This is a genomic window from Phaeobacter sp. BS52, from assembly GCF_045040595.1.
Classification (GTDB): Bacteria; Pseudomonadota; Alphaproteobacteria; order Rhodobacterales; family Rhodobacteraceae; genus Phaeobacter; species Phaeobacter piscinae.
In genome coordinates this window covers 1286498-1312546 of sequence record NZ_CP090662.1, presented here as the reverse complement: position 1 = coordinate 1312546, position 26049 = coordinate 1286498, and the positions used below count along the sequence as shown (strand labels likewise).

21 protein-coding genes and 2 pseudogenes are annotated in these 26049 nt (G+C 61.0%); 14 read left to right on the top strand and 9 right to left on the bottom strand.

The window, feature by feature from the left end:
* Positions 1–75 precede the first annotated feature (75 nt).
* Complete coding sequence (locus L0Z65_RS06385) at positions 76–1149, top strand: DUF6456 domain-containing protein (RefSeq protein WP_096873126.1); 1074 nt, start codon at positions 76–78, stop codon at positions 1147–1149.
* Between the two features lie 115 nt (positions 1150–1264).
* Here L0Z65_RS06385 and L0Z65_RS06380 read toward each other — a convergent pair whose 3' ends face one another.
* Positions 1265–1813, bottom strand: a complete 549-nt coding sequence (locus L0Z65_RS06380) for a peroxiredoxin (RefSeq protein WP_014874581.1) — start codon at positions 1811–1813, stop codon at positions 1265–1267.
* Positions 1814–2207: 394 nt separating this feature from the next.
* Between L0Z65_RS06380 and lipA the strand changes: the two genes are divergently transcribed.
* The gene (lipA, locus tag L0Z65_RS06375; protein WP_040169582.1) at positions 2208–3158 is read left to right on the top strand and encodes a lipoyl synthase; all 951 of its coding nucleotides are present in this window, start codon (positions 2208–2210) and stop codon (positions 3156–3158) included.
* Positions 3155–4297: an amidohydrolase gene (locus L0Z65_RS06370; protein ID WP_405111742.1), complete on the top strand. Its 1143-nt coding sequence runs from the start codon at positions 3155–3157 to the stop codon at positions 4295–4297. Before lipA ends, L0Z65_RS06370 begins: the two co-directional genes overlap by 4 nt.
* Positions 4298–4348: 51 nt before the next feature.
* On the opposite strand, the gene L0Z65_RS06365 is transcribed toward L0Z65_RS06370, so the two are convergent.
* Positions 4349–4675, bottom strand: coding sequence for a hypothetical protein (locus L0Z65_RS06365; protein ID WP_405111739.1), 327 nt, complete (start codon positions 4673–4675; stop codon positions 4349–4351).
* A 214-nt stretch (positions 4676–4889) separates the two neighbouring features.
* A complete protein-coding gene (gene hpt, locus L0Z65_RS06360) occupies positions 4890–5435 on the bottom strand; it encodes a hypoxanthine phosphoribosyltransferase (RefSeq protein WP_040168993.1) in 546 nt (181 codons plus the stop codon).
* A 73-nt stretch (positions 5436–5508) separates the two neighbouring features.
* Here hpt and L0Z65_RS06355 point away from each other — a divergent pair, with 73 nt between their 5' ends.
* Positions 5509–5955 (top strand): type II toxin-antitoxin system RatA family toxin, encoded by a 447-nt coding sequence (locus L0Z65_RS06355; RefSeq protein ID WP_405111735.1) that lies wholly within the window; start codon positions 5509–5511, stop codon positions 5953–5955.
* 82 nt (positions 5956–6037) lie between these two features.
* Here L0Z65_RS06355 and L0Z65_RS06350 read toward each other — a convergent pair whose 3' ends face one another.
* From L0Z65_RS06350 to L0Z65_RS06335, 4 genes and pseudogenes are all read right to left on the bottom strand, one after another.
* Positions 6038–7219 (bottom strand): ammonium transporter, encoded by a 1182-nt coding sequence (locus L0Z65_RS06350; protein WP_405111733.1) that lies wholly within the window; start codon positions 7217–7219, stop codon positions 6038–6040.
* A gap of 205 nt (positions 7220–7424) precedes the next feature.
* Positions 7425–7909: pseudogene (locus L0Z65_RS06345) on the bottom strand (CinA family protein).
* Positions 7910–7926: 17 nt separating this feature from the next.
* Complete coding sequence (locus L0Z65_RS06340) at positions 7927–8433, bottom strand: phosphatidylglycerophosphatase A (protein ID WP_405111730.1); 507 nt, start codon at positions 8431–8433, stop codon at positions 7927–7929.
* Positions 8430–9650, bottom strand: a complete 1221-nt coding sequence (locus L0Z65_RS06335; RefSeq protein ID WP_405111727.1) for a bifunctional 2-C-methyl-D-erythritol 4-phosphate cytidylyltransferase/2-C-methyl-D-erythritol 2,4-cyclodiphosphate synthase — start codon at positions 9648–9650, stop codon at positions 8430–8432. Before L0Z65_RS06335 ends, L0Z65_RS06340 begins: the two co-directional genes overlap by 4 nt.
* Positions 9651–9841: 191 nt before the next feature.
* Here L0Z65_RS06335 and dusB point away from each other — a divergent pair, with 191 nt between their 5' ends.
* The 5 genes and pseudogenes from dusB to L0Z65_RS06310 all read left to right on the top strand — a co-directional run bounded on the left by dusB (position 9842) and on the right by L0Z65_RS06310 (position 17208).
* Positions 9842–10855 carry a tRNA dihydrouridine synthase DusB gene (gene dusB / locus L0Z65_RS06330; RefSeq protein WP_405111724.1) on the top strand — a complete coding sequence of 338 codons (1014 nt, stop codon included), beginning with the start codon at positions 9842–9844 and terminating at the stop codon, positions 10853–10855.
* Positions 10852–11998: pseudogene (locus L0Z65_RS06325) on the top strand (nitrogen regulation protein NR(II)). The gene dusB and the pseudogene L0Z65_RS06325 overlap by 4 nt, the downstream one beginning before the upstream one ends.
* A 6-nt stretch (positions 11999–12004) precedes the next feature.
* Positions 12005–13417: a response regulator gene (locus L0Z65_RS06320; protein WP_405111721.1), complete on the top strand. Its 1413-nt coding sequence runs from the start codon at positions 12005–12007 to the stop codon at positions 13415–13417.
* Positions 13418–13516: 99 nt separating this feature from the next.
* Positions 13517–15796 (top strand): ATP-binding protein, encoded by a 2280-nt coding sequence (locus L0Z65_RS06315; RefSeq protein ID WP_405111718.1) that lies wholly within the window; start codon positions 13517–13519, stop codon positions 15794–15796.
* On the top strand, positions 15793–17208 hold the full coding sequence (locus L0Z65_RS06310; protein WP_405111715.1) for a sigma-54-dependent transcriptional regulator: 1416 nt from the start codon (positions 15793–15795) through the stop codon (positions 17206–17208). Before L0Z65_RS06315 ends, L0Z65_RS06310 begins: the two co-directional genes overlap by 4 nt.
* A 54-nt stretch (positions 17209–17262) precedes the next feature.
* Here the strand turns inward: L0Z65_RS06310 and L0Z65_RS06305 are convergent, their stop codons facing one another.
* On the bottom strand, positions 17263–17757 hold the full coding sequence (locus L0Z65_RS06305; RefSeq protein WP_405111712.1) for a hypothetical protein: 495 nt from the start codon (positions 17755–17757) through the stop codon (positions 17263–17265).
* Positions 17758–17868: 111 nt separating this feature from the next.
* On the opposite strand from L0Z65_RS06305, the gene trkA reads away from it, so the two are divergent.
* From trkA to hflX, 4 genes are all read left to right on the top strand, one after another.
* The gene (trkA, locus tag L0Z65_RS06300; RefSeq protein ID WP_024097341.1) at positions 17869–19245 is read left to right on the top strand and encodes a Trk system potassium transporter TrkA; all 1377 of its coding nucleotides are present in this window, start codon (positions 17869–17871) and stop codon (positions 19243–19245) included.
* Between the two features lies 1 nt (position 19246).
* Positions 19247–20794: a TrkH family potassium uptake protein gene (locus L0Z65_RS06295; protein WP_096871249.1), complete on the top strand. Its 1548-nt coding sequence runs from the start codon at positions 19247–19249 to the stop codon at positions 20792–20794.
* Between the two features lie 128 nt (positions 20795–20922).
* On the top strand, positions 20923–21162 hold the full coding sequence (gene hfq, locus L0Z65_RS06290) for an RNA chaperone Hfq (protein ID WP_008204623.1): 240 nt from the start codon (positions 20923–20925) through the stop codon (positions 21160–21162).
* Positions 21162–22433 carry a GTPase HflX gene (hflX, locus tag L0Z65_RS06285; protein WP_405111706.1) on the top strand — a complete coding sequence of 424 codons (1272 nt, stop codon included), beginning with the start codon at positions 21162–21164 and terminating at the stop codon, positions 22431–22433. The genes hfq and hflX overlap by 1 nt, the downstream gene beginning before the upstream one ends.
* Before the next feature lie 98 nt (positions 22434–22531).
* On the opposite strand, the gene L0Z65_RS06280 is transcribed toward hflX, so the two are convergent.
* Positions 22532–25021, bottom strand: a complete 2490-nt coding sequence (locus L0Z65_RS06280) for a penicillin acylase family protein (protein ID WP_405111704.1) — start codon at positions 25019–25021, stop codon at positions 22532–22534.
* Between the two features lie 136 nt (positions 25022–25157).
* Here L0Z65_RS06280 and L0Z65_RS06275 point away from each other — a divergent pair, with 136 nt between their 5' ends.
* Entirely contained in the window at positions 25158–26030 is an 873-nt protein-coding gene (locus tag L0Z65_RS06275; protein ID WP_405111701.1) for an NAD(P)-dependent oxidoreductase, read from the top strand.
* Positions 26031–26049: the final 19 nt, after the last annotated feature.

Sequence of the window (26049 nt, the reverse complement as noted above, 5' to 3'; positions counted from 1 at the left end):
TGAGTGGTGTCTGTGGATAACACGTAGGAGGCCCGTGGGAGGATAGTTTCGAATGATCACATGTGGGGTGATAAAATGCAAACTATGGCTGTGTCCGGCCTGCCGGAATGGGTGCCTGAGGAGGCGTGCCGATATCTTGAACATACCGAAGCGGGCCGATCGATCCGCAATCTTGCAAAGCAGGCGGGCTGCCACCCGTCTACTGTGTTGCGACAGGTCCGACGGGTTGAAACCCGTCGCGATGATCCGCTGGTTGATGCGGCCCTGGCGTCGCTTGCGGCCTGTCACTATGCCGAAGACATGCCCGGCCCGCGGCCGATGTCAGCCCGTGCGCTGGCGCTGGGGACCGTGCCGACCTGCGCCGAGGCCTTTGAGAGCGAGGCGGTCGAGGTTCTGACCTGCCTCAACCCGCAGGGCGCGGTTCTTGCCGTGGCGGACGGGCTGGAGAAGGCGGTGGTGGTGCGCGAGGCGGCGGCCGGTGACAAGAAGGTCGTCGTGGACCGCACTCTGGCGGAGGCGCTGGCGCTGCGCGACTGGATCGCTTGTCCGGCACCGGGGCGGCTCAGCCGCTATCACATCACGCCGGAGGGGCGCAGCGCGCTCAGCCAGTTTGTGGCCAGCCGGGAAAACCGTGCCCGATCGCGGCTGGAGAGCGCCAGCCTGGCGACGCGCAAAACCAATCGCAACCGGCGGCGGCCCCGGCGGGCCCGCTATGGGCTGGGAGAGACGCCGCTGCATATGCTGGCGCGGCTGACGGATCGCGATGGCACGCCGTTTCTGACAACAGATCTGGTGCGCGCGGGCGAGCGCCTGCGCGAGGATTTCGAACTGGCGCAGGTGGCGGAGCATCTGGCGCAGACCTCAGCCCAGGTCCGCGAGGGCGATTGCGGTCCCACGATGCCCCGGCGCCGACGACCTGGACAGGCCGCATCGGCGGCCAAAAAGCGGGCTGCCGCCGCGCTGAATGCGCTTGGCGAAGGGCTGAGTGATATCGTGATGCGCTGTTGTTGCCATCTGGAAGGCCTGGAAGCGGCTGAGCGCCAGCTGGGCTGGTCTGCCCGCTCCGGCAAGGTGGTGCTGCGCATCGCTCTGCAGCAGTTGAAACTACATTATGATGCACAGCAGGCACAGGATGAGCTGATTGGCTGAACTCATTGTGACTACAATAAAAAACCCGGCGCCATCGGGCACCGGGTTGGTCTTCTTCGTCAATCTATCTGATACCGGGATCCAGCGGATCAACCGGTCTCTGTGATCCTGCGGATCAGGCGGCGACCTCGGCCTTGGCGGTCTTCAGGTGCTCCAGAACGGTTTCCGGCGAGGACACGCCATATGGGTCTTCGCCATGGTTGTCGCACAGGCCGGGTTCTTCGAACCATGCTTCGACCACACCGTTGTCGACGATGGCCGCATAGCGCCAGGAGCGGTTGCCAAAGCCCAGGTTGTCCTTGGCCACCAGCATGCCGATGCGGCGGGTGAATTCACCGGACCCATCGGGGATCACGCCGACGTTTTTCAGGTTCTGGGATTCGGCCCATTTATTCATCACAAAGCTGTCGTTCACCGACATGCAGTAGATCGCGTCGATGCCTTCGGCCTGAAAATCGGCAAAACCTTTTTCAAAACCGGGCAGCTGATAGGTCGAACAGGTGGGGGTGAAGGCGCCGGGCAGGGAGAACAGCACAACGCGCTTGCCGGCAAAATAGTCGGCGGTGGTTTTGTCTTCCCAGCGGAACGGGTTGGGGCCGCCCACGGATTCGTCGCGAACACGGGTGCGGAAGGTCACGTCGGGCAGTTTTACGCCAGCTTTCATCATCGGCTCCTTAAGGGTCAATTCGTCGTCGCGCGGTGATTTATAATAGTTCTAAATCACCTGCAATGGGGTTTTCGCGGGCGCAATGCCGCAGCGGATGACGGGATGCGGATCGCGCCGGGAGGGTTGCCAATTCGCGCCGTTTCGCGGGAGTGATGCGACCTGCCCGCAGCGACTCGGCAGCCGCGACCAGCGGGCAGATTGCCCGGTTGTTCAAAACCGGGTGGCGGGGTTGCACTCTCCGCAATCTGCATCAAAACATTAATATAAACAGTGTATTGCACTGGTGTGTTGCGTCGCGCGGGAATGTGGTCCGGGCCGAGAACTGGTCGTGCCAAGCGATTGCAACTATGTTACGAAGATCAAAAGACCATTGCCGCAAGGGAACATCGACGTGCGAGATCTGAAAATCCCCGAGCAACGCCACCCGGAAAAGGCCCATCGCCCTGACAATGCTCAGCCGAAAAAGCCAAGCTGGATCCGGGTCAAGGCGCCAGGGGGCAAGGGCTACGCGGAAACGCATAAGATCATGCGTGAGAATAACCTCGTCACGGTCTGTGAAGAGGCTGGCTGCCCGAATGTGGGCGAATGCTGGAGCCAGGGTCACGCCACCATGATGATCATGGGCGAAATCTGTACCCGGGGTTGTACCTTCTGCAACATTGCCACTGGTCGTCCGGATACGCTGGATGCGTTTGAACCGGGGCGGGTGGCCCATGCGGTGCAGAAGCTGGGGCTGAATCACGTGGTGATCACCTCTGTGGATCGCGACGATCTGGAAGATGGCGGCGCGGAGCATTTTGCCCAGACCATCCGTGCGGTGCGTCACCGCAGCCCGAAGACCACGATTGAGATCCTGACGCCGGATTTTCTGAAATGCGCACCTGAAGTGCTGGAAACCGTGGTGGAAGCGCGGCCCGATGTCTTCAACCACAATCTGGAAACTGTGCCCGGCCTCTATCCCGGTGTGCGGCCCGGCGCGCGGTATTTCCACTCCCTGCGGCTGCTGCAGCGGGTGAAAGAGATGGATCCGGCGATCTTTACCAAATCCGGCATCATGGTCGGCCTTGGCGAGAATGCGCAGGAGGTGAAGCAGGTGATGGACGACATGCGCGCCGCTGACATCGATTTCCTGACCATCGGCCAGTATCTGCAACCGACGCCGAAACACCATGCGGTCGATCGGTTCGTGACGCCGGAAGAGTTTGAAAGCTATGAGAAAGCCGCCTATGGCAAGGGCTTCCTGATGGTTTCGGCAACGCCGCTGACCCGGTCGTCCTACCATGCGGGGGATGATTTCGCCCAGCTGCGCGCCGCCCGCAACAAGAAGCTCGGCCTGGCATGACGCCGGACCGTCTGGCGCAGCTGACAGAGCTGCGCCACGCGTTGCACCAGATCCCGGAAGTGTCGGGCGCCGAGGAAAAGACTGCGGCCTTCATCACCGACTATCTGCGCGGGTATGATCCTGACCAGCTGCTGACGGGCCTAGGTGGGCACGGTGTTGCGGCAGTCTATGACGGCGCGGCGGATGGGCCGACCGTGATGATCCGTTGTGAGCTGGACGGGCTGCCGATTGAAGAGATTTCTGACCAACCCTATCGCTCTACCCATGCCGGGCGGGGCCATCTCTGTGGGCATGACGGACATATGACCATCGTGGCTGCACTGGCGCAGGATCTGGCCGCACGGCGCCCTGCGCGGGGCCGTGTTGTACTGATGTTTCAGCTAGCCGAAGAAACCGGCAAGGGCGCGCCTGCGGTCATTGCCGATCCGGCCTTTGGCGAACTTGCGCCAGACTATGCGTTTTCCCTTCACAATTTGCCGGGGCTGCCAGTAGGGCAGCTTGCCCTGTGCAGCGGTCCGGCCAATTGTGCGTCCCGCGGGATGCGCATCCGACTAACGGGCAAGACCTCCCATGCGGCGGCCCCGCAGGACGGGATTTCACCGGCGGGCGCCATGGCGCAGCTGCTGCCGGGGCTGGTGGCGCTTGGCGGCGGGGTTGATCTTGGCGCTGACTATGCGCTGGTCACGCTCACCCATGCGCGCCTGGGCGAGGCAACTTTTGGCATCGCGCCTGGTGAGGGCGAGGTCTGGGCGACCTTGCGCACGGTGAGTGACGCGCGGATGGAGGCGTTGATCGCTGAGGCCGAGGATCTGACACGTCAGATCTGCACGGAGTGTGGCCTGAGCGTTGAGATCAGCTTTGACGATGTGTTTGAGGCCTGCACCAATGATGCTGAGGCCGTTGCGATCCTGCAGACGGCCTGCAGCGCCGCAGGGCACCCGGTTGAAATGCGTGATCAACCGCAGCGCTGGTCCGAAGATTTTGGCCAGTTTGGGAAGAGCGCACGGGCCGCGATGGTCTGGCTTGGCTCAGGTGAAATGCAGCCGCAGCTTCATAATCCTGACTATGATTTCCCCGATGGCGCGATCCCGGTTGGCGTGTCCATTTTTACGGCTGTCATCGATAACATACTGAGATAAGTTTTATCTTACAGTATCTTATTTGCGCATATTGATGTCGGGAAACGGCGATCAATCGATCAGCGCATCAACCAGAGCCACCGCACCCACAATCGCCAGTGTGTCCCGCACCACTTCGTAAATCCGGTCATCCTTGCGGATATAGCGGTGACCCGGAGCAGGCGGCGCCAGCCCCCAACGGGCATGATCGTCAATATAGTCCCAGTCACCGCGCAGCTGCTGAAAACCCTTGTGGCGCGGTTTGTGCTGTTTCTTGATCTGACCGGGGGAATGGTGTGCGGCAGTGCTTTTGTGGTCGAGGGCCCATTTCGGGGGCGCGGCGGCGCCTGCGACAGGGGACAGGGCGAGCGTGGCTGCAGCGATATAGGCCAGTCTCATTGGCGATCTCCTTCATGATCTCAACACTTGGATGAGGCTTGGCGGGGATCGGGGGATTTTGCAAATGGACTGTGCCGAAAGACGCTGACGCAACAGCGGGTCATCGGCGGGCTGGTGCCGGTTTTAAAAACCGCAGGGCGCAGGGCGCGGATGTTTGCGCCCCACGTCGGATTGTTCGGCGGATATTGGCGACCGGGAGGGACCGGGCGCGGGTTCAGCCCTCTTCGGTAAAGCGAACCTTGCCGATAAAGGGCAGGTTCCGGTTGCGCTGCGCGTAATCGATTCCATAGCCGACGACAAATTCGTCCGGGATCTCAAAACCGATCCAATCAGAGCGGAAATCCACCTCGCGGCGGGAGGGTTTGTCCAGCAGCGCGATGGATTTCAGCCGGGCTGGCTGGCGGCTGCGCAACAGATGCGTTACGTGGTTCAGCGTATGGCCGGTGTCGACGATATCCTCAACAACCAGCACATCGCGCCCTTCAATTGCGCCGCGTAAGTCTTTGAGAATGCGGACCTCCCGACTGCTTTCCATCGCATCCCCGTAGGAGGAAGCCTCAAGAAAATCGACTTCGATCGGCAGATCCAGCTCCCGCACCAGATCGGCGATAAAGACGAAGCTGCCGCGCAAGAGCCCCACCACCACCAGTTTGTCGGTGCCTTCAAATTCCGTCTGGATCTCGGCGCAAAGCTCTTCGATCCGGGCCGCAATGGCCTTGGCTGAGATCATCACATCGATGACATATGGCCGCTGTGTCATGGGTGCCCCCTTGAATTTCCCGCGCGTTCATATGACATGACGCGAGACGATCATAGCAGGAAATGCGCCTCTTATGCCTACCCATTCAGAAACCCGGCCAATGCCTTACACGGCGCAGCAGATGTATGATCTGGTGGCTGATGTCGGGGATTACCCCAAGTTTCTGCCCTGGTGTTCCGCTGCGCGTATCCGCAGCTGTACGCCCTTGGGGGAGGCTGAGGTGATGGAGGCGGACTTGGTGATCTCCTTCAAGGTGTTTCGCGAACGGTTTGGCAGCCGGGTTACATTGTTTCCGAACGACAACAAAATCGACACGGAATATCTGGACGGGCCGTTTCGCTATATGAAGTCCAATTGGGCGTTTGCAGATCGCGCAGACGGCGGCTGTGATGTGTCGTTCTATGTTGATTTTGAATTCAAGAACGCCGTGCTGCAGGGCATCATCGGTGTGGTGTTTAACGAGGCGATGCAGCGAATCGTGCGTGCCTTTGAACGTCGCGCGGCGGAGCTTTATGGCTGATCCGCAACCACGGCTAAGCCGTTGAATAAAAACGGGCCCGCGATGCAGGCCCGTTTTCGTTTGTGATATTGGCTGATTGACGTCAGCTGGTCATGTCGTAGGCGCGTTCACCGTGAACGGTGATATCCAGACCGTTGGTCTCCGTCTCCAGGTCGACGCGCAGCGGGGTAATCGCGGCGGTAACCTTGACCAGAACAACGGTCACGACGGCGGTGAAGATGCCGACAACCGCGAGACCGCCCAGCTGCGCCAGCCAGCTGCCCGCACCAAAGACCGCGATCATGATGGTGCCGAAGATGCCGCCGACACCATGCACCGCAAAGACATCCAGCGTATCGTCGATCTTCAGCAGGTTTCTAACGACGTTCACGGCCTCCTGGCAGAGGGTACCTGCGACAGCACCGATCGCCAGCGCCTCAACCGGGCCGACAAAGCCGGAGGCGGGCGTGATAGAGGCAAGGCCCGCAATGGTGCCGGTGACAAGGCCCACCATGGACGCCTTGCCGTATTTGATCTTCTCCCAAAGCGCCCAAGTCAGTGAGGCTGTGGCGGCGGAGATATGGGTGACGGTCAGCGCCATCGCCGCGCCACCGTCTGCGGCCAGCTGCGAACCACCGTTGAAGCCGAACCACCCAACCCAGAGCATGGCCGCGCCGATGAAGACATAGCCGGGGTTATGCGGCGGAGTGGTGCGGTTTTTGCGCGGGCCAAGGAAGACCGCGATGATCAGCGCAGCCAGACCTGCAGTTTCATGCACCACGATGCCACCGGCAAAGTCACGCACGCCGACTTCGCCGAAGATACCGCCATCGGCCAGCATGCCACCACCCCAGATCCAGTGCACGACAGGCGCGTAGCACAAAAGCATCCAGAGACCGGAAAACACCAGCACGAAGCCAAAACCCACGCGCTCGACATAGGCGCCGACGATCAGCGCGGGCGTGATAATGGCGAAGGTCATCTGGAACGCAAAGAACAGCACCTCGGGCAGGGTGCCAGAGAGGCTGTCTGCGGTGACGCCGGACAGGAACATCTTCTCCAGCCCGCCCCAGATACCTGAAGTGCCGCCACCAAAGGCAATGGAATAGCCGAAGGCGAGCCACAGAACGCTCATCAAACAGGCAATGGCATAGCATTGCATAAACACGCTGAGCACATTTCGGGCGCGGACAAGACCGCCGTAAAACAGGGCAAGCCCCGGCAATGTCATGAATAGGACAAGGGCCGTGGCCACAATAATCCAAGATGTATCGGCTGCGTTCATCGCCGTTCCTTCCGCATCTGCAGGCTGTTTCTTGATCTGAAGCCTGACAAAGCGGAACTGGGGCGTTGAAAAAAGCGGCAGGTTTCAAATTTGCGCCAGAAAAGCGGGCTTTTGTTAAAGTGCTGAAAAATTGAGCGGGCCTGCGCGCGCGATGCTCAATTCGCGCCCGTTCTATGAAATAGCGGCAGATGGGCTGTGGTTTGCGTCAGCCCTGCGGATTTGCCGTAAGGGATTGCCAGATCAGGGTCAGCGCATGGTCGCGTGTCGCAGTGCGCACGCCGTCGCGGCCAAGCGGGCCGAAATCAACTGTTTCGACTTGCGTGGGTTGGTTGCGCCGTGCCAGCGCAAAGCAAACCCGCCCTTCAGGTTTGTGCTCCGAGCCGCCGGGACCAGCAATACCGGTGACGGCTACGGCGATATCGACATTGGCGCGCGTCTGCGCACCCTCGGCCATCTCAAGGGCCACCTCCTCGCTGACCGCACCGACGGCTTCAAGGGTTGCCTGCTCAACACCCAGCATCTCCTGTTTGGCGCGGTTGGAATAGGTGACATAGCCTCGGTCCACAACCGCGGAGGATCCGGCCACATCGGTGAGGGCAGCCGTAATCATGCCTAAGCAGTGCAGCTTTCTGCGGTGGCAAGGGTGAGGCCTTTGGCACGGGCCTCACGGATAATGTCTGTCGTTTCCATATCACCCTTTCCCAAGATTAGAGGCCAAGCACCCCATGTGAGACCCCAGCAAGGGCGGCGACGCCAATCGCGGCAAGGATACCGGCGATGATGTCGTCCATCATTACGCCTGTGGCGCCCTTTTGGCGGTCGGCCCAGCCAACGGGGCCAGGTTTCCAGATGTCGAACAGCCGAAACAGCACAAAGGCGGCGATCCAGCCCGGCCAGAGCGCGGTGATTGCGATGTCATGCGCCCATGCGGGATAAGAGATTGCCCAGAGGGCGACGAACTGGCCTGCGACCTCATCCAGCACAAATTCGGAGGGGTCCATGTTCTCGCGGTTGCGGGTCATCGCCTCTGCGGCCCAGACGCCGACCACCATGCAAACCACGGTCGCAAGCGCCAGCAGGAGAAAGCCGCCCAGCTGGTGCAGGACAAATGCCAGAGGGAGGGCTGCCAGCGAGCCCCATGTACCGGGGGCGGGGCGCAGATACCCCACACCGCCGACGGTGCCGATCAGAAAGGCGAGGCGCGACCGTTTCATGGTTTCACCACGCAGGCTGTGGCAATGGCGGCGATCCCTTCGCCCCGCCCGGTGAACCCAAGCCGTTCGGAGGTTGTCGCCTTGATCGAGACGCGTGAGAGATCAATCGACAGGATCTCCGCCACGGCGGCGCGCATGGCGGGGGCGTGGGGGGTGATCTTTGGGAATTCACAGACCAGTGTGCAGTCCACATTGGAGATCTGGAAGCCTTTGGAACGCGTCAGTTCTGCGGCATGGCGCAGAAAGATGTCGCTGGCGGCACCTTTCCATTGCGGATCAGACGGCGGGAAGTGGCGGCCGATGTCGCCCTCTGCCAGCGCCCCGTAGAGGGCATCGGTAATGGCATGTAGCCCGACATCGGCGTCCGAATGCCCCTGAAGGCCGCGATCATGGGCCACCGGCACCCCGCAGAGCACGACCTCATCCCCCGGTCCAAACCGGTGAACATCATAGCCATTGCCAAGCCTTACATCCATGTCGCCCCCTAAATTGCGCGCAGCCCGGTCGAAATCTTCCGGGCGGGTGATTTTGATATTGTCTGGGTCGCCCGGAATGATGGCAACGTCAATCCCTGCCGCGCGGGCGACCTCCACATCATCGGCGGCGTCATCGCCATTTGCCGCAAGTTGCTGATGAGCAGCGCGGATCTGGGGTAGGTGGAAGCCTTGCGGGGTCTGCGCTGCAAACAGCCCATTGCGATCTTCAGTGCCGGTGACATAACCATCGCCCCCGCGCCAAAGCGCATCCGTCACGGCCAGCGCAGGGGCAGCGGCCAGATGGGTGTCGAGCGCGGTCATTACCCCCCGGATCAGGCGTTCAGACACACAAGGGCGGGCGGCGTCATGGATCAGCACCCGGTCGAGACCATGTTCGGCTAAGAGATCAAGGCCGTTTGCCACCGATTGCGCACGAGTGTTGCCTCCACTGGCCAGAAGAAGGCCCGGCTGGGCAGAAAACTCCCGCCAGTGGTCGTCATCCTCGGTATTGAGGACCAGTGCGATGCGGTCCACGCCTGCAGTGAGAAACGCTTCCAGCGTCCAGTCGATCACCCGGCGTCCCGCCAGCGGGCGCCACTGTTTGGCCAGACCTCCGCCCGCGCGCAGCCCCTTGCCTGCGGCGACAATCAGTGCGGCGGTTCGGTGTTCCGGGGCATGGGGCGCCTCGGGTGTGTCTGCGTCGGCGGCTACAGACGGGGAGGGGAAGGGATCGGACGGCATCAGGCGCCTCATTGTTGGGTCGCAATTGTTTAGGAGGTGATGCAAGGGGAGGCAATGGCAGCAGGTCACCCCGCGTAATATGCTCAAAAATTAGGCATATGCCAAAAGATGCAGCCTTGCCGCCGGGGGTTTCATTGTCGCATAGAGGCTGCTTCGGTTAGAAACGCTTCATATGCACAAGGATTAGGCAGTTGTCCTTCACTCTCGGTTCCACTTCTCTGACCCCTCCCATCGCGCTGGCGCCGATGGCTGGAATCACGGATCGTCCCTTTCGCGATCTGGTGCGCAGCTTTGGTGTTGGGCTGATGGTAAGCGAGATGGTCGCCAGTCAGGAGATGGTCCAAGCCAAGCCCGGTGTGCGTGAACGCGCCGAGCTGAGCGCCGATGTCGAGAATACCGCCGTGCAGATTGCCGGGCGCGACGCCTATTGGATGGCAGAGGCCGCGCGCCAGGTAGAGAGCCGCGGGGCCAAGGTCATCGATATCAATATGGGCTGTCCCGCCAAGAAGGTGACCAATGGCTATTCCGGCTCGGCCCTACTGAAGACACCGGATCACGCGCTGTCGCTGATTGAGGCGGTGGTGGCTGCGGTTTCAGTGCCGGTGACGCTGAAGACGCGGCTTGGCTGGGACGACAACAGCCTCAATGCCGCTGACGTGGCCCGCCGCGCGCAGGATGCGGGCGTGCAGATGGTCACCATTCATGGCCGCACCCGCTGTCAGTTCTACAAGGGGAGCGCGGATTGGAAGGCGATCTCTGCCGTGAAAACCGCGCTGACCGTGCCGCTGCTGGCCAATGGCGATATTGTCGATACGGCGAGCGCTCGAACCGCGCTGGCCCAGTCTGGCGCGGATGGTGTGATGATCGGTCGTGGTGCGCAGGGCAAACCCTGGCTGCTGGCTGAGGTGGCCCATGATATCTGGGGCAGCGCCGTCCCCGATGTTCCCACCGGTGCGGAACTGGTTCAGATGGTCTGCGCCCACTATGAGGCGATGATCGCGTTCTATGGTGTCGACCTGGGGCTGCGGGTCGCGCGCAAACATCTGGGTTGGTATATGGATGAGGCTGCGACACCGGCGCCGCTGCGCCGCGAGGTGCTCACAGCCAAAGACCCTAAGGCGGTGCTGAAGCTATTGCCTGATGCGCTGACCAGTGGCGCTGGGCCCGATCGCAGCCCCGACCTGGCGGGAGGGCAGGCAACATGACCGGGCACGTGGGGGAGGCCCCTGCGGGGGTTACAGGATGGAACGGGGCCGATGGTGCGCTTTGGGCCTCGTTGCCTGTGCTTGGCCTTTGTGATTGATCCAGAGGCCCGGATCGAAGATGTGAACTCCGCTGGTGAAGGATTCCTCAACACCTCGCGCAAGGCGCTGCTGGGCAAGGCGATCTGGCGCCATGTGATCATTGCCCCCGCCATCGACGAGGCGGTGGCGCGCGCCCGCGACAATGGTACGCCCCTGTTTGTCAATGACATTGATGTTGGTGCGCCGGGGCGTGCGCCGCTACAATGCAATGTACAGGTGGCGCGGGTGCAGGGCGTTGAGGGGCGGATGCTGATCCTGCTCTCCCCGCGCGAGCTGGCCGGGCGGCTTACGCAGAACCACTCCGCCAAATCTGCCGCGCAATCTGCGATTGGCATGGCGGAGATGCTGGCCCATGAGATCAAGAACCCGCTGGCTGGGATCACCGGGGCTGCGCAGCTGTTGTCGATGGGCCTGTCGGGCGATGATCTGGAGCTGACCGATCTGATCGTCAGCGAAAGCCGACGTATTGTGAAGCTGTTGGAGCAGGTGGAGCAATTCGGCAATCTCTCTGTCCCGGCCTTTCAGGAGGTCAATCTTCACGATGTGCTGGACCGCGCGCGCCGTTCGGCGCTTTTGGGTTTTGGCGCGCAGATGACGATTGTCGAGGATTATGATCCCTCCCTTCCGATGGCCTGGGGGGATGGGGACCAGCTGTTGCAGGTGGTGCTGAACCTTCTGAAGAACGCAGCTGAGGCCGCGGATCCGGGGGGTGGCACCATTCGGATCCGGACGTTCTATGAACATTCCTTCCGGCTGCGCCGCAGTGACGGGTCCGGCAAGCTGTTGCCACTGCAAATTGAGATCTCGGATGATGGCCCCGGCCTGCCTGAGGCAATTCGCGACGATATCTTTGATCCCTTTGTCTCTGGTCGGGAGAATGGCACCGGACTGGGGTTGGCGCTGGTCAGCAAGATCATCGCCGATCATCAGGGCTGGATCTCGGTCAATTCCGAACCTGGCCGGACGGTTTTTCGATTGTCACTGTCGCGCGTGCCAGCCGCACCGCGTCCCGTACCCATCCCAAACGCCCCACGGCAGGAGTAGCACATCATGGACGGCACCGTTCTGGTCGCAGATGACGATCGCACAATTCGCACAGTCTTGACCCAGGCTCTGACGCGTGCCGGATGCAAGGTCCATGCGACCTCCTCCCTGACCACGCTGATGCGCTGGGTGGGGGAGGGCAAAGGCGATGTCGTGATCTCCGATGTGATGATGCCGGATGGCAACGGGCTGGAAATGCTACCCAAGATTGCCGATGACCGTCCCGGGCTGCCGGTGATTGTGATTTCGGCGCAGAACACCATCATGACTGCGATCAAGGCGGCGGAGGCGGAAGCCTATGATTACCTGCCCAAACCGTTTGATCTGCCGGAGCTGATGAAGCGGACGGCGAAGGCGCTGACCGAAAGGCGGAGCGGGCAGGGGGCGTTGCGCGCAGCTACCCAGACTGGCGCCACGCCGGATGGGGCGGAGACCGCGAACGAGAGCCATGAGGATCTGCCGCTGATCGGGCGCACCGAGGTGATGCAAACGCTCTACCGGCTGATCGCGCGGGTGATGAACACCGATATCCCCCTGCTGATCACAGGTGAAAGCGGCACCGGAAAATCCCTGATTGCCCGGTCGATGCATGATCTGTCGGACCGCCGCACGCTGCCGTTTGTCCGGGCGGAGGCAGCTGATTTGGCGTCACTCGACGGTCCGGCGCAGCTGCTGGCCGAGGTCCGTGGCGGAACGCTGTTGCTGGATGAGCTGGCGGATCTGTCAGAGGAGGCGCAGGCCCGCGTGGTGCGGATGATGGATGCGCCGGGGGATCATCAGCCCCGATTTATCGCCACCAGTCAGCAGAATCTCACTGCGGCGATGGAGGCCAGCACGCTGCGACAGGATCTCTACTACCGGATCAGCGGCACCGAGCTGCCGGTGCCTGCGTTACGTGCCCGCGTGGACGATATCTCCCTGCTCTGCGCGCATTTCCTGACGCGTGCTGAGAACGAGGGCGCGCCGCACCGTCGGCTGAGCGAGGCGGCCCGTGAGCCGTTGCGGCAGTTTCCGTGGCCGGGCAATGTGCGCCAGCTGGAAAACGTGGTGCGTCGTCTGGCGCTGACGGCACGCAGTGAGGAGATCAGCCTCGACGAAGTCAACGCCGCGCTGGGCGCACAATCGGGCGGTGAACCGATGGCGGCGACAGGCGGCGCACTCAGCAGTGAAAAACTGTCGGAATCAGTGGCGCGCCATTTGCAGCGGTATTTCGATCTGCACGGCGATATGCCGCCGCCGCCGGGGCTATATGCCCGTCTGATGCGCGAAGTTGAGACCCCGTTAATTGAAATATCGCTCGCAATGACCGGCGGAAATCAGGCAAAATGTGCGGATTTACTTGGCATTAACCGCAATACGCTGCGCAAGAAGATTACAGATCTTGATATTGAGGTGACACGCCGCCGCAAACTGATGTAATATCGCCACAGAACCGTGGCGGATCGGCGTTCAGGCTGGTGATGATCACGACATATGGCGGTCGACCAGAAGGGTCGCACATCAGGATGAGGGCAGTACGTGGCGCAGAGGTCACATCTTCGCTCGGCATATGGGCCATTCGCGGCCCTTGACCGGTGGCGCAGAACACGCAGGGCGCGCAATGTTGGCGCGCTCGGGCTGGTTGTTCTGGGGCCGGTGCTCGCGCTTTCGACATTTTTGATCATCGGCCCGTTTTCGCAAGGGGTGGCGTCGCTGTCGCTGCGGCTGATCCTGCTTGCCGATCTGATCTATGTGCTGGCAGTCGCAGCCTTGGTGCTGACGCAGGTGGGACGCCTGATCGCCGCGCGCCGGGCCAAATCCGCAGGCTCCAGGTTGCATCTACGTCTGATCGGGGCCTTCGCCTTTCTGGCGCTGACGCCCACCGTGATTGTGGCGCTCTTTGCCGGGCTGACGGTTAATGTTGGCCTTGAAGGCTGGTTCTCTGATCGGGTGCGGCAGGTTGTGGGCAGCTCTCTGGCGGCGGCGGAGGCCTATCAGGACCAGCAGCAGCGTGACCTTTCGGAGGATGCAGTGGCGCTGGCGCGCTATATCGACAACAGCCGCAACCGTAATTTTTTCATCAGCGACGGGCAGCTGCGCCAGGTGCTGACACAGGGCCAATTGCAGATCCAGCGCGGGTTGCAAGAAGCCTATGTGGTGGATGGTGCGGGCGCCATTCGCGCCCGTGGGGAGCGGTCGTACGAGTTCGACTTTGAAGAACCGCGCACGGCAGATATCAGCCAGGCCTCTTTTGAAGGGGCCACCCTTATCCAGGACTGGGACAACAGCGAACTGCGCGCACTGGTGCGGCTGGATGCGTTTGTCGACCGGTTTCTCTATGTCAGCCGGGATGTGGACGGCGAATTGCTGAGCCTTCTGGATGACACCAAGGAAACGGCGCATCTCTACCAGCAGCTGGAGAGCGAGCGGGGGCGGGTGCTATTTGATTTTGTCCTGCTGTATCTTGGCTTTGCCGTGATCCTGATCCTCGCGGCGATGTGGCTGGGCATGTGGTTTGCCGAGCGGCTGTCGCGCCCGGTCGGGCGGCTGACCATTGCGGCGCGGCGCGTCGGGGCAGGCAACCTGAATGTGCAGGTGCCAGAGGACGATGGCGATGACGAGATTTCGCAACTGGGCCGCTACTTCAACCAGATGACGCTGGAGCTGCGGGAACAACGCGACACGCTGCTGGAAAACACCCATCAGATTGAACGCCGCCGCCGGTTGTTTGATTCCGTGCTGATGTCGGTGACCTCTGGCGTGGTGGGGCTGGATTCTGAGGGGCGCGTCACCTTTGTGAACCGATCTGCGGAGCGACTGCTGGGCTGGAGCGGTGATCGCCAGTCGCTGGCCCTGGCAGTGGCCGTGCCGGAGTTCGGACCGCTGTTTCAGGAGCTGACCGAAACTGGCGCCGATGTGGTACAGGGCGAGATCAAAGTGACCCGTCAGGGGCAGCTGGAGAACCTTCTGGTGCGGATGTCCCCCCGGCGGAGCGAGGAAGACCGGCTTGAGGGCTATGTGGTGGCCTTTGACGATGTCACGGATCTGGTCAGTGCGCAGCGGATGGCGGCCTGGGGTGATGTTGCGCGCCGGATTGCCCATGAGATTAAGAACCCGCTGACACCGATCCAACTGAGCGCGGAGCGCATCAAGCGCAAGTTTGCGCCCAAGCTGGGGGAAGAAAATAGCGATCTTCTGCAATCCATGACAGATGTGATTGTACGTCAAACCAATGACTTGCGCCGTATTGTTGATGAGTTTTCCAAGTTTGCCCGCATGCCGGAACCCGAGCGGCGTGAGGAAGATCTGGTGAAGTTGCTGCGCGAGGCGGTGACCCTGCAAAAGGCCGGTCAGCCCGATCTGCGTATTGTCGCGGATCTGCCAACGGAGCCGATGCTGGCGGATCTGGACGCGACGATGATTGGCCAGGCCTTGACCAATTTGATCAAGAATGCAGGCGAAGCCGTTGAAACACTGAAACAAAAAGGCACCGTTGCGGATCTTGATCCGGAAATCCGCATCGCTGTAAGCCCGACGAAATCCGGCTATGAGGTCACCATCGCCGACAATGGTATCGGTCTGCCAGAAGACCGCGCCCGTTTGTTTGAACCCTATGTGACCACCCGCGACGAAGGCACCGGTCTTGGGCTGCCGATCGTCAAGAAAATTATCGAAGAACATGGCGGAACACTGGTGCTGGAAGATGCGCCGGTATTCGACGGTCAGGCCCACTATGGCGCCATGGCTGTGATCCGCCTACCTGCTGCACATGAGGCGGCAGACCATCATAAGAGTACAGTGAAAGCAGGTCTGACATGAGTGACATTCTGATTGTTGACGATGAACGCGACATCCGTGAGCTGGTTTCTGATATCCTGGAGGATGAAGGCTACGCGACGCGCAAGGCTGGCAGTTCCGAGGAATGCATGGCCGCGCTGAATGAGGCGCCGCCTGCGCTCATGGTGCTGGATATCTGGCTGAAGGACAGCCAGATGGACGGCATCGACATTCTGAAAGTCGTGAAGCGGGACAATCCAGAGATCCCCGTGGTGATCATTTCAGGTCATGGCAACATCGAGATCGCGGTCGCGGCGATCAAGCAGGGCGCCTATGACTTTATTGAAAAACCGTTTAATATTGATCAGTTGCTGGTCGTTATTCGCCGCGCGATGGAAACCTCAAAACTGCGTCGCGAGAACACGGATCTGAAACGTCAGGACTCCGGCGTCAGCGAGATGATCGGCGCCTCCGCCGCCTATCGCGCCTTGGTCAGCCAACTGGATAAGGTCACCAAATCCAACGGGCGGGTGATGCTGACCGGGCCTGCGGGCAGCGGCAAGGAAATCGCCGCGCGGTATATCCATACCCAGTCGAACCGCGCCTCAGCGCCTTTTGTGACGGTGAACTGCGCCAGCATTGAACCCGACCGGATGGAAGAGGTGCTGTTTGGCCGCGAAAGTGCCGAGCGCGGGATTGAGCCGGGTCTTCTGGAGCAGGCACATGGCGGCGTCGTCTTCTTTGATGAGGTGGCGGATATGCCGCTTGGCACCCAGTCTAAGATCCTGCGCGTGCTGGTTGATCAGCAGTTCCAGCGGGTCGGAGGCTCTGACAAGGTGCGCGTCGATCTGCGGGTTATCTCCGCGACCAACAAGGACTTGGAACGCGAGATTGAGGCGGATCGCTTCCGTCAGGAGCTTTATCATCGCTTGAATGTGGTGCCGATCCCGGTTCCGTCACTGGCAGACCGGCGCGAGGATATCCCGCTGCTGGCGGATCATTTCATCGCGCAGTTCAACCAGAGCCAGGGCCTGCCGCTGCGCAGGCTGAGCGAAGATGCCGTCGCGCTGATGCAAACTATGCTGTGGCCGGGCAATGTGCGCCAGTTGAAGAACATGGTGGAACGTGTTCTGATCCTTGGTGAAAACAGCGGCCCGATTGAGCCGAAAGATCTGCCGCGTGAAGAGGAAACGGTGGAGGATCAGAGCCGGGTCGTGCTGTCCGGCGCGCTTGCAACCCTGCCATTGCGGGAGGCGCGGGAGGCGTTTGAGCGGGAGTATCTGCTCACACAGATCAACCGCTTTGGTGGCAACATCAGCCGCACCGCGTCCTTTGTCGGGATGGAACGGTCTGCGTTGCACCGCAAGCTGAAATCGCTGGGGGTGGTGACCTCCAACAAGGCGGGAGCGCGGATTGCCCATGTTGAGAAAGAAACTGAGGAGGATATGGCCTGAGACAGGCTGTATCTACGCGAGTTCTGTTATATATTAAGGCTTTGTCGGTAACCTCTAATGTGCCGACAAGTCAGGAACCGTGGCGACGATCTGAGGAGCCTGCCCGCGTCGCGCAATGGCGCAGGATGTCTGGGTCAACGTAGGAAGCGTCGATGCACGGCGGGTGCCCACGGCATCCGCCACCGATTGCGAACAGCGTTTTAGGGCGATGCTCTGATAGCCTTTGGACGCCATGCAGGACTGCTCCACCCGCCCGCGGAGATCTGCGTTGACGTCGACGGTATAGATGCCGCCGTCCTCCCAATAGCCCGCACGGTGATAGCAGCGCCCATTGCGGCAGATTTCGCCGCCTGGACGATAGATGGGCGAGTGCTGTCGGATCTGGGTCGCGACCGGTGCATCCCGCAGGGCGCTGACCTCGCAGGATAGCAGATCCGCGTCGCGTCGGGTCACATCCGCGCCCGCGCGGTAATAGACCGGAACCGGTCCGCAGGCCGCCAGCCCCGAGACCAGCAACAGTGCGGCAAACGTATGTTTTGCGAAGAACATCCTGTGATTGTGCTGCAAATTCCTCGGCAAGACAATTGAATTGACCGTTACTGCGGCTTCTGTCATTCAAAACCGGCGATTGCGCGTATCAGCGCCCCGAGGGACAAGCACATGAAAGTAATTATTTGTGGCGCAGGTCAGGTCGGCTGGCAGATCGCCCGCCACCTGTCGGGTGAGCACAACGACGTGACGGTGGTGGATAACAACCCTGATCTGGTGCGTCGCGCGACGGATACGCTGGATGTTCAGGGGATTGCGGGGTTTGCCTCCTATCCGGATGTGCTGACCCGGGCCGGGGCGCGGGATGCGGATATGATCATCGCGGCCACCCATTCGGATGAGGTGAATATGGTCACCTGCCAGGTGGCGCATTCGGTGTTTTCCATCCAGCGCAAGATCGCGCGGCTGCGCTCCAAGAGCTATCTGGAGGCGATTTACTCTGATTTGTATCGGCGGGACCATCTGCCGATTGATGTGGTGATCAGCCCCGAGCGCGAGGTGGCCGCCGCGGCGATGCAACGCCTGTCGGCGCCAGCTGCTTTTGATACCGAGATGTTTATGGAAGGCGGCGCGCAGCTGCTCGGGGTGCAGATCGACGAGGATTGTCCTGTCGTCAACACGCCGCTGCGCCAGCTGACCGATCTGTTTTCGACCCTGCGCGCCATCGTTGTGGGCATTCGCCGGGACGGCAGCCTGTTTGCACCGGAACCGGGCGACCAGCTCTTCGTCGGCGACAGTGCTTATGTGTTTGCCCATGTGGATGATGTGAGCCGCACCATCGAAGTCTTTGGCAAACAACAGAAACGCCAGGATCGCGTGGTGATCGTGGGCGGTGGCAATGTCGGCCTTGAAGTGGCGAAGGCGCTGGAATCCCGCACAGGGCGCACCCGCGCCAAGATGATTGAGCGGAACCGCAAATGCGCCGAACGTGCGGCGGAGACGCTGGAACGGACGATTGTTCTGAACGGCGATGGCCTGGACCGTAGCCTGATGATTGAGGCGGGGATCGACCGCGCTGACGCCATGCTGGCGGTGACCGATGACGATAAGGTCAACATGCTGGCCGCTGTGCGCGCGAAGGCGGAGGGCTGCCCCCTGGCCATTGCGCTGATCAATGATCCGACACTTGTACCGCTGATGGCGCCCTTGGGCATTGATGCTTATATCAACCCGCGCGCCACCACCGTAAGCTCGATCCTGCGCCACATTCGCTATGGCCGGGTGCGACAGGTCTATTCGATCGGCGACGCCGAAGCAGAGGTGATCGAGGCCGAGGTGATGTCAACCTCCCCGATGGCCGGGCAAATGATCCGCGATATCGATTTCCCTGAAGGTGTGCTGGTGGGCGCCGTCAGTAAAAACGGTGTGGTGATGCGCCCAACCGGCGGCATGCGGATTGAGGAGGGCGATGTGATTGCCCTCTTTGCCATGGCCGCGGATGTGCCCGAGGTCGAGCGCCTGATGCAGGTCTCGATTGACTTCTTCTAGGATGTCGCGGCACCGCAAACCCTCGCAGGAGAGGACGCGCGGTCTCCTGCGCCTGCCGCTGTTTCTGCTGATCCTGTTGGTGGCGGCGCTGGCGATGTGGGTGCCCGCCATCCACGCGCTGATCCTTGATGATCATCAGACCTCGCGCAGCTTCTTCTACTCTGGCGTTGTGGGGCTGATCGTCGTTGTGCTGGTCGGGCTGTCCATGGGCAACCGCGTGCCGCGCTACAGTATGCCGGGGCAATTGACCTCGCTGCTGGCCAGCTTTGCCGTGCTGCCTGCGTTTCTGGCCGTTCCGGTACAGGATGCCTTGGGGAATACCAGCTATCTCAATGCATATTTCGACATGGTCAGCGCCATAACAACAACGGGTGCGGATGTATTTGCCGACCCGAACCGGTTGCCGCCCAGCGTACATCTGTGGCGCGCCATGGTTGGCTGGCTTGGGGGACTGCTGATGTGGGTGGCGGCCTCGGCCATTCTTGCACCGCTGTCGCTGGGCGGGTTTGAGGTTACCGCAAGGGGCGAGCCGGGGCGGGGCACCGAAACACCCCTGCACATGCAGCGCGCGGATCCGCGTCGCAAGCTGGTGGTGGTGACCAAAACCCTCGCGCCGCTTTATGCCGGGTTGACACTGGTGCTGTGGATTTTGCTGATCGTCACCGGTGAGACGGCCTTGGTCGCGCTTGGTCATGCGATGTCGGTGCTGGCCACCTCGGGCATTTCGGCCGTTGGCGGGGTGGAGAATGGTGCCAGCGGGCTTGGCGGCGAAATGGTGATGTTCCTGTTCATGTTCTTTGCCCTGTCGCGGCTGACTTTTTCCACCGATACGGTGACCAGTGGCCACAGTCGGCTGGATAGGGATCCTGAGTTCCGCATCGGCCTTCTGATCGTCTTTGGCGTGCCGCTGCTGCTGTTTCTGCGCCATTGGATCGCCAGTTTTGATGTCGCGACCACCAGCGATCTGGTGCAGGGGCTGCACTCCTGGTGGGGAGCGACGTTTACCGTTCTGTCATTCCTGTCGACCACCGGGTTTGAAAGCGCGGATTGGGAAACTGCGCGGCAATGGTCGGGGCTGAATACACCGGGCATGATCCTTCTGGGGCTGGCAGTGATTGGTGGTGGCGTGGCAACCACGGCGGGCGGTGTGAAGCTGCTGCGGGTTTATGCGCTTTACCTCAATGGGTTGCGGGAGATGGAACGGCTGGTCCATCCATCGTCTGTCAGCAATGAGGGCAAGGGAAACCGGAGGTTGCAACGCAATGGTGCCTTTGTGGCCTGGGTATTTTTCATGCTGTTTGCGCTGTCGCTGGCAGTGATCAGCATCAGCCTGGCGGCCGTGGGGTCGGATTTTGAGCAGGCGCTGATTCTGACGATCGCGACACTCTCGACCACAGGGCCGCTGACGGAAATCGCAGGGTCCGAACCCATCGCGCTTATCCATCTGACGGCCACTGCAAAGCTGATCCTGTGCTTTGCCATGGTGCTGGGGCGGCTGGAAACTCTGGCGATCATTGCGCTGATGACACCAAACCTCTGGCGCAGTTGATCAATCATGGTTACCGTGAATGTCATATGAGTAATTTTCGGGTGGAAACTCCGACTATCTGCGTTCATAGTATTCATTAACAGGGCGCTGGTCCGCAGCGCGACAAGAACAAAGGCGAGATAATAATAATGGCTTCGGACAGACAGAATCTTCAGGATGCCTTCCTGAACCACGTTCGTAAAACCAAGGTTCCGGTCACCATCTTTCTGATCAACGGCGTAAAGTTGCAGGGTGTGATCACATGGTTTGACAATTTCTGTGTCCTGCTGCGTCGGGACGGGCAGTCGCAACTGGTTTACAAACACGCCATCTCGACGATCATGCCTGCCCAGCCGATCAGCCTTTATGAAGGTGAAGACGCCTCTTGATGGAGCATGATAGGACGCCCACCCGTGCCTGGGTGGTGCATCCCGATATCAAATCAGACCGCGACCGCCGCGACCCGGTGTCCGCCCTTGCTGAGGGCGTGTCCTTGGCCGAGGCCTTGCCCGACATTGAGGTGATCGGCTCCGATGTTGTGCGCCTGCCAAAGGCGCATGCGGGGATGTTGTTTGGATCGGGTAAAATCGATGAGTTGAAAACGCTGTTCCACGATGAAGAGGTGGAACTGGTGTTGATTGATGGCCCGGTCTCACCGGTGCAGCAGCGCAATCTGGAGAAAGCCTGGAAGGTCAAGATCCTCGACCGGACCGGCCTGATCCTTGAGATTTTCTCGGATCGTGCGCGCACCCGTGAAGGTGTTTTGCAGGTAGAGATGGCGGCGCTCAGCTATCAGCGGACGCGGTTGGTGCGGGCTTGGACCCACCTGGAACGTCAACGGGGCGGGCTTGGCTTTGTCGGTGGTCCCGGCGAAACCCAGATTGAGGCGGACCGTCGTGCCATTGACGAACAGCTGGTGCGCTTGCGTCGTCAGCTCGACAAGGTGGTCAAAACCCGGACCCTGCATCGTGCGGCGCGGGCGAAGATCCCCTATCCGATTGTGGCGCTGGTCGGCTATACCAACGCCGGAAAATCCACGTTGTTCAATCGGTTGACCGGCGCGGAGGTGATGGCGAAGGATATGCTCTTTGCCACATTGGATCCAACAATGCGCCGGGTGCAGCTGCCGGATGGGCCGGAAATCATCCTGTCTGACACCGTTGGTTTTATCTCGGATCTGCCGACGGAGCTGGTTGCGGCCTTCCGCGCCACGCTGGAAGAGGTGCTGGCAGCTGATGTGGTCGTGCATGTGCGCGACATCAGCCATGACGAGACCCAGAACCAGGCCGCAGATGTCGAGAGCATTCTGACCTCTCTCGGGGTTGATGACAGCCGCGCGCGGCTGGAGGTCTGGAACAAGCTGGATCTGCTGGACGATGAACAGGCCGAGGCGCGCCGCCAGCGCGCGGAGCGTGAAGAGGGCATCCACGCCACCTCTGCGATCAGCGGTGAGGGGCTAGAGGATCTGCTTGCGGATATCACGGCAAAGCTGCGTTTGATCCGCCATGAAGATGAGATCACCCTGACATTTGCGCAAGGCAAACAACGTGCCTGGCTGTTTGAGCAGGATGTGGTGCAAAGCGAAATCCAGACAGAGACCGGGTTCGAATTGACGGTTCTGTGGACCGAGACCCAGAAAAACAGGTTCGCTGCGCTCTAATCAGCGTTTCTGACAGGACATCAAGAAACCCCCGCAGCCCATTCGGTAGCGGGGGTTTTTGTTTTACTGCAGTCGGTTAGGGATGGTTTCTGTCGCGGTCATTCGGTGGCGGTGGCCGGGATTAGGCGCGTGACACCAACGGCGGCCGCGCGGGCCAGATCCTCATCTAGTGACATCGGGATATATTCTCCCCGCCGCCAGAGCTGGGACATGTCGTCATAGTAACGTGACAGGAAGTGCCCGGATTGGCCGGTGGCGATGATGAAGACGGAACTATCGGGATCAGCAAAATCATAGACCCCCCGATAGCCTGCGGCGTGCACATTGCGGAACGGGTGTTTTCCTTCACCCGAGGTGCGCCCCCGTTGCAGTGTATTGTCGCCACCGCTGGTGGACTGGCGGATATTCACGAACACCCGCAGCAGCGGTACATCCCCCAGCACCTCGTGGTTCTGAGTCGCCTGATGTGCATCACCCCAACGCAGTGATTCCAAGGCGTTACCATAGGTCTCTTCGATCCAGATCAGTGCATCGTCCAGCGCCAGACGAGCCAGCTCACTACAGGTTTCAGTGGGGGCGCTTTGGCGGATATCGCACCAGACCGATGCCCCCTCCACATCGCGGAACACCCGTTCAAGGAATAGCGGGTCCACTTGCGTAAACTCCGCGGCCAGCGGCCCAAGGTCGTCTGTGATCAGACGTTTTTGCAAAGCCCGCACCCAGGCGGCATAGATCAGCGGCTCTGGCAGATGTTCGTTCATTTCGCCGTTCCACTCCGACAGCAGCGTCAGTGCGATCTGGCGCTGACGCTCACGGGTGCCTTCGGGCGCGGCTTCTCCGGTGAACCACAGATCGGCGCCAATGAGTGGCAACAGGCTGCGGGCGGTATAGGAGACGGTGTCAAGCTGTGCCTCGATGAAGCTGTCACGAGTGTGGACCTGCCGGTCCTGCATCAGCTTCTTCCAGCGATTGATGCGCTGGGTATCGCCCCAAGTGTAAGAGACGTGATTGGGAAACGGGCGTTCAAGCAGCTTGTTGTTGGTGTTTCCAAGGATGCCCCCAATGGGGGAGACAAACTCGGGATTGGCAGCATAAGGCGCGCGGCCCTGCCATTGGTTTTCGCTCCGCCAGCCTTGGCTGGGCATCCGGCCCTGGCTCTGATGGCGGGCGTCACGCTGCGGAATGGCACCAACGGTTTTCAGCGCAACAGTCGTCTTGTCGGCAAGGGTCAGGTTCTGCGAGGGGGCGATATAGCCTTCGCTGATCTCAATCGCCTGAGCCACGGAGTTCGCACGCATCAGCTCAAGCGCGGCGCTGATGGAGGTGTCCTTAGCGCTGAGGCCCGTCCAGCCAAGGCTGACAACGTGACCCGGCGGCGTGATTGCCGCGAGATCAAACAGGGACCGGGGCAGAACCGGGCCATTGTCGGTCCAGCGCAGGGTCAGGGTGACCGGGGTTTCGTCCTTGATGTTGATGATCGAGGGGCGGCTGGTGAAGCGCTTGTAACCGTCGGCGGTTTTGTACTCCTCGGCATTGTCGGGGTTCAGCTGTTCGATGAACAGATCCTGATCATCCATATAAGAGGAGGTCACGCCCCAGCCCAGCAGGTCCGAACGGCCGGAGATGACAGCGGGGATGCCGGGAATGGTGGCGCCGATCACACCGCCGGTGCCCAGTTCCAGCCGCGCCAGATACCACACGCCGGGGGCGGTCAGCTCCAGATGGGGATCGTTGGCCAACAGCGTGCCGCCTGCGGCAGACCGACTTGGGGCGGCAGCCCAGGCATTGGACGCGCCTGCCAGTCCACGGGGGGCAATCGGCATGAAGGGCAGGGTCCGGCTGATGTCCGTGCTGGCGCTGGCATGGCGCGGCAGGTCCGGAAACAGCGCCGCATATTCCGGCAGTGTGGCAACACCGTTGCCCGGCGCATCCGGCAGAATATCCTTCAACCGTTCGGGGTCGGGCAACGCCAGAGAGGTACGGGCGCGCAGGATTTCTTCCTGCATATGACCGGAGAGTTTCAGCCCCATCAACTTCATCACCGCAATGCTGTCAGCAGGCTGCCACGGCGCCATTGGGACGTTAAAGAGGAACATCTCCGGCGCGCCGCGCCCCAGTGCGTCCTCATTGATTTCCTGCAGGCGTGCGTTGACCCCGGCAGAATAGGCGCGCAGCGCGGTCATGGTTTCGGGGGTCTGGGCGGCGACGGATTGCTGCGCCAGACGGTAGATATCGAGGCGGCGGATCAGCGTGTCGACCTGCAGCGTGCGACTGCCGAAGATCTCGGACAGGCGGCCCATAGCGGTGCGTCGCATCGTGGTCATCTGCCACAGACGGTCCTGGGCATGGGCATAGCCGAGGCCAAAATAGACATCCTCGTCGCTGGCGCCATAGCTGCCGAAAATATGCGGCACATTGGCGTTATCACGCACAATTTCCACCGGCGCCAGAAGGCCGGGCAGGGTAATCTCCTTATTGTAGTCCGGCAGTGATTGCGCCGCGAGGAAATAGACCAGTCCAAGCCCCATCACCAAGAGTAGAATCAAAGCGGCGGCAAGGCGCAGAAGCCAGCGAAAGAGAAGTCCCATCGGTGGTGCGTTTCCTCAGATTTTTGACGTTATTGGCCCGGTTACGGCGCAGTTTCTCGCCCTCGCAGATTGCACCGGGCGGCGCGGCTGTTAGGGTGGCGCCAACATAGGACAAGACGCATCAGGGGGAAAGCAGATGGCGAAGGTTGCATTCTTGGGTTTGGGAGTGATGGGCTATCCGATGGCAGGTCATCTGGCCGCTGCCGGACATGAGGTGACAGTCTACAACCGCACCGCAGCAAAGGCGGAAGCCTGGGCAAAGGAGCATACTGGCACCGCCGCTGCGACACCACGGGAGGCGGCGGCGGGCGCTGAGTTCGTGATGGCCTGCGTTGGCAACGACGATGATTTGCGCAGCGTGTGCCTTGGCGATACCGGGGCCTTTGGTGGTATGGATGCGGGCGCGATTTTCGTGGACCACACAACGGTGTCGGCGAAGGTGACCCGCGAGCTGAACACTGCGGCGGCGGATCTGGGGCTCTCCTTCGTGGATGCGCCGATTTCCGGCGGTCAGGCCGGGGCGGAAAACGGTGTGCTTTCAGTTATGTGCGGCGGCGATCAGGCGGCCTATGACAAGGCCGAGCCGATTATCGCAGCTTACGCTCGGATCTGCCGCCGGATCGGCGAAAGCGGCGCTGGTCAGATGACCAAGATGTGCAATCAGATTGCGATTGCCGGGTTGGTTCAGGGACTCAGCGAGGCGCTGCATTTCGCCGAAAAGGCCGGGCTGGATGGCCGCGCGGTCGTCGAGGTGATCAGCCAGGGGGCCGCAGGCAGCTGGCAGATGGCCAACCGGCATGAGACCATGCTGGATGACCATTTTGAGCATGGGTTTGCGGTTGACTGGATGCGCAAGGATCTGGGCATCTGCCTTGATGCGGCGGAGGAGACCGGGGCCAGCCTGCCGGTGACCGCTCTGGTCGATCAGTTCTACAAAGACGTGCAGAAACTGGGCGGGGGGCGCTGGGATACTTCCAGCCTGTTCAAACGTTTGAAGGCGTTTGAGTGAGCGATATGAAAATGGCCTT